This is a genomic window from Actinophytocola sp. (assembly GCF_049647105.1).
Classification (GTDB): Bacteria; Actinomycetota; Actinomycetes; order Mycobacteriales; family Pseudonocardiaceae; genus Actinophytocola.
The window spans coordinates 1-4240 of the sequence record NZ_JBARWZ010000081.1 but is presented as its reverse complement, the minus strand read 5'-3'; the positions used below and the strand labels follow the sequence as shown (position 1 = coordinate 4240).

The 4240-nt window shown below is 71.1% G+C and carries 3 protein-coding genes; 2 read left to right on the top strand and 1 reads right to left on the bottom strand.

Going from position 1 to position 4240, the window contains the following annotated elements; genetic code table 11:
• Positions 1 to 116 precede the first annotated feature (116 nt).
• Positions 117 to 1679, bottom strand: coding sequence for a cellulose binding domain-containing protein (locus WBA97_RS09935; RefSeq protein ID WP_424230444.1), 1563 nt, complete (start codon positions 1677 to 1679; stop codon positions 117 to 119).
• A gap of 492 nt (positions 1680 to 2171) precedes the next feature.
• Here WBA97_RS09935 and WBA97_RS09930 point away from each other — a divergent pair, with 492 nt between their 5' ends.
• Together WBA97_RS09930 and WBA97_RS09925 are read left to right on the top strand one after the other, a co-directional pair.
• Positions 2172 to 3902, top strand: a complete 1731-nt coding sequence (locus WBA97_RS09930) for a tetratricopeptide repeat protein (protein ID WP_424230443.1) — start codon at positions 2172 to 2174, stop codon at positions 3900 to 3902.
• 78 nt (positions 3903 to 3980) lie between these two features.
• Positions 3981 to 4202, top strand: a complete 222-nt coding sequence (locus tag WBA97_RS09925; RefSeq protein ID WP_424230442.1) for a hypothetical protein — start codon at positions 3981 to 3983, stop codon at positions 4200 to 4202.
• Positions 4203 to 4240 lie beyond the last annotated feature (38 nt).

The following is a 4240-nucleotide window of genomic DNA, read 5'->3' as shown; positions in this document are numbered from 1 at the left end:
GTTCTGAACCGTGGACTCGCGGGTTCCGAACGGTGGACTCGCGGGTTCTGAACCGTGGACTCGCGGGTTCTCAGGCTTGGACTCGTGGGGGGTTGGGCTGGGGTTGTGGGTGTTGGTTAGTTGGTTGTGCAGGTGGGGGTGGGGACTGTGCCTGTGCCGGTGCCCTGGAAGCCGAATTCCACTGACTGGCCTGCGGGGATGGTGGCGTTGTGGGTGACGTTGGTGAAGCGCACGGTGCCGGTGCTTGCGCTGCGGGTGGTTTCCCAGGAGTTGACGATGTTCGCGCCTGATGGCAGCTCCGTGGTGACGGTCCAGCCGTTGACCGGTGCGGACCCCGCGGTGACCCGGACCGTGGTGACGAAACCGCCCGTCCACTGGTTGACCGACGCCGTTGCCGTGCAGCCGGTGACCGGCGGTGGGTCCGTCGGGTCGGTCGGGTCCGTCGGTGGGCCGTCGGTCAGGGTCGGTGTCTGCCAGGTACGCCAGTCGGCGAGGTTGCCCGCCTTCTTGCTCGCGATGCGGAACACGCCGGGCGCGCTGCCCGTGCCCAGCAGGAACTTCTGGATGCTCTGCTGCAACGGGGTGCGCCACTCCGACCGCGTCGCGCAGTGCGTGCCGTCCTGGACGTCGGACCAGTAGCTGATGTTGCTGCCCGCGCCGAGCGCCTTGTAGACCTCCGCGCCACCCAGTGCCGCGACGCTGCCGGAGCGGGCGCCGAGCCAGTCGATGTGCGGGTTCTCCATGACGAAAAGGCCGCGCGGCGCGATCATGCCCACGACCTCGTGCGTGTCCACCGGCAGCGTGGCCGGGTTGCCCGTGAACGAGCTGAACGCGTCACCGAGCCACGGCTGCTCGCCGTACGCGCTGCTCAGCGGTTGCGAACCGGACTCCCCGGGGATGCCGCGGAGGATGGGGGCACCGGCACTGCCCGACTCGATCGGCATGGTCAGCGCGATGCGCTGGTCGAACGCGCCAGCCGCGAACGCGCCCTTCCCGTACCGGGAGCAGCCCGTGACACCGGTCGCGTCCGCCTTCAGCACGCTGCCGCCGGACTGCTCGATGACGTCGATGATCCGGCTCACGCCCCAGGCCCACGCGGCGAGCAGCCCGGTGCTGCTGGTCGAGCCGTAGAGCGTGTAGAACGCGCCCTGCTTGTTGTTACGCGGTGTGCCCTCCCGGCCGACCGCGAGTGGGTCGTAGCTGATGACGGCGGCGCCCGCGGCCCTGATGGTCGCCGTGTCCGCGCCGAACCCGCCGAGCACGACCACCGCCGGGAACGGCCCTGAGCCACTCGGCAGCTGGACGCTCGCGGAGAAGCTCGCGCTCCTGCCGTTGTGCGACGCGTTCACCGTGATGTTGCTGCTCGACACCGTGCCCGTGACGCTCGACGGCTTCGGCGGCTTCTCGCCGTACACGTACCGCTCGGCGAGCCGCTTGATCTCCGCGCGGCGGCACCGCCACTCGGACTTCGCGGTGAGCCGGGTGCCGTCCAGCTTCGTGAACGGGTCGGGCAGCCGGGAGTTGGCGGTCAGCGAGCCGGGCAGTGTCACCTGGCAGTCGGCGCCGTCGTCCTCGACGCCCGCGGCGACCTCGGTGGGTGTGGTGCTCGCGGGCAACACCACCGCTCCCGCGATCGCGAGTGCCGCCACGGCCAGCGCGACGATCGATCTGGTGAGCATCAAGACTCTCTCCTTCCGGGTGAGGGCGGCACCGGATGCCCGGCATCCACAGTGGACATCGAGAGTGGACCGCCGCGTGCCCGCGAGGCGAGGCCGAAATTATCGGAAATGTACCGGAAATCATTCTAAGTCGATTCTCGCTATTCGGTCAACTCTTTGATGAATGAGGGAATTCGAAGTGAAATGTTCCGGAAATTATCGCCGGATCGGTGGCGGTAGGGCCGGAAGGGTCGGCGGGGATCGGCCGTGCGGACGTATGCCGCTCTCCCCGCATGGCCCAGAAGACCGTGCCCTCGCTCCAGCAAATGGCTCTGTACCAGCGTGTTCACGCGCGGGTACCGTCCTGGTGATCATGATGGGCAGTGGGCAGCGGAGGTGTGGCATGAAGAAGATGACCGCCAAGAAGGCAGGCAGCACGAAGCTGACGGCCGGGTCGCGTCGGCTGTGGATCGAGTGGTGCTGGTGAGCTGAGCGCGGCGGTCGAGGAGTGCCATGAAGACGTACGGACCGTTCGACTGCGACGCGTGGACCGGCGGACCGTACGGCGGCGTCGGCGAGTTTCTCCGACTCGTCGTCGCGGAACTCCTCGACCGCGCGCCGGAACTGGTCGAGCGGCACGCGGTGGAGCTGGTGAGCGCCGTGCCGGACCTGGCGCCGGTGCTGCCCGCGACGGCCGCGGCGGCGCTCGACCAGTCGGCCGACGTCCAGATCCGCTTCCACCCGGCGGCACGCACCCGCGCGCTCGCGTTCGGCCTCGCCGAGCTGGTCCGCGCGTGGGCCGCCGACGAGCCGGTCAGAGTGGCGTTCGACAACGTCGACCGCGCCGACGGCACCGTCATCGAGCTGCTCGACGCGCTCCGCCGCGTCCCCGCACTGGAGCTGACGGCCGGCGGCTCCTCGGCACCGGCCGAGCCCGGCACCGACGTCGGGTCGCTGCGCACGACGCTGGGGTTCTGCATCGCCAGTGGTTTCTACGACCACGGGCGGCGCGTCGCGACCCTCGGCCGCGCGCTCACCACGCCCTCGGCGGAGCTCGGTCCGTGGTGGGCGTTCACCACCGGGCTCGCGACCTGCCTGACCGCGCTCGGCGAACCCGGCCCGGCGCGGGACCTGTACCTGGCGGCCGTGGCGGCCACCGACGACGCCGCGATCCTGATGTCGGCGTCCGCGTCGCTCGGCGTCCTGCACACCCGCCATCTGCCTGCCGACCCGGCGACCGCGCGGGGCTGGCTCGATCGGGCCATGGCCCTCACCGAGGAGCTACCGGAACCACGGCGGACGATCCTGTCCGTCTTCCACGGGCAGGGCCTCGCGCTGCTCGACAGCAAGGCGGGCGACCACGACCGCGCGCTGCGCACCATCGACGACGGCCTCGCCGCCCTCGACCGGGTGCTCGCCGAGGGGGAGCGCGGCCAGGACCGCGCCCGCCTCGTCCACAACCGCGCGCAGGTCCACCTCGCGCTGCGCGATCCGCGTGCCGCGCTGGCCGATCTCGACGCGGTGATCGCGATGGATCCGTACAACGCCGAGTACTACGCCGACCGCGCGTCGCTGTTGCGTGCGCTGGGCCGGACCGAGGAGGCGATCGCCGACTGCACCTCGGCGATCCGCTGGCACCCGCACCTGCCAGAGGCGTACTACAACCGGGCGGACCTGTACCAGTCCGCCGGCGAACCGGAGGCCGCGCTCGCCGACCTGGACCGCGTCCTCGCACAGGTTCCCGGCCACGTCGACGCACTGACCAACCGGTCCGCGCTGCGTTACGAGCTTGGTGACCTGGACGGCGCGGAGACCGACGCCCGCACGGGCCTGGCCGCCGCCCCCGGCGACCCGCACCTGTTGTGCGCGCTGGGTCTCGTCCACACCGAGCACGGCGACCTCGCGGCGGCCGATGAGCTGTTCACCCGCGCGCTCGCGGCCCGTCCTGATCTGACCGAGGCGCTGGTCAACCGCGCCACCACCCGCTTCGATCGCGGCGACGTCCAGTCGGCGATCGCCGACCTCACCGCCGCGCTCGACCTCGCCGACGACCCGGTCATCCGCTACAACCGCGGCCACGCGCACCGGCAGATCGGCGACCGGCAGTCCGCCGAGGACGACTTCACCGCGGCACTGTCCCTCGACGACGGCGCGGACGCCGACTTCACCGAGGAACTACGCGCGGCGCTGGCCGGGTGCGCCACACACGACCAGGCCACGGGGCCGGTGCCGGCGGACGCGTAGCGGCACGTGACCGGGCGGTCCCTTCCCAAGGCACTGACCGTGCTGCCACCCTGGACGAACGATCGTCGAGGAAGGCGAGTGGACTTCGAGCTACCTGTCGACCTGGCCCGGCGCGCGGATGCCGCCGACTGGTTGCGCTACGGGCTGCCCAAGGCCGCCGGGGGTGATGACGGTAGCAACCTCGATATGGCCGTCATCCGGGAACACCTGGCGCACAAGGGACTCGGGCTGCACGACGACCTGCAGAACGAGTCGTCCGTGGTGCTCGCGCCCCGGCGCAGATGCCGCGGCCCGCGCTAGGCGCTCGCGGCCACCGCGCTGGCCCGCGCGACCACCGG

Coding starts and splice junctions, on each gene's coding strand:
- WBA97_RS09935 (WP_424230444.1), bottom strand. CDS start 1,679: ATGCTCACCAGATCGATCGTCGCGCTGGCCGTGGCGGCACTCGCGATC.
- WBA97_RS09930 (WP_424230443.1), top strand. CDS start 2,172: ATGAAGACGTACGGACCGTTCGACTGCGACGCGTGGACCGGCGGACCG.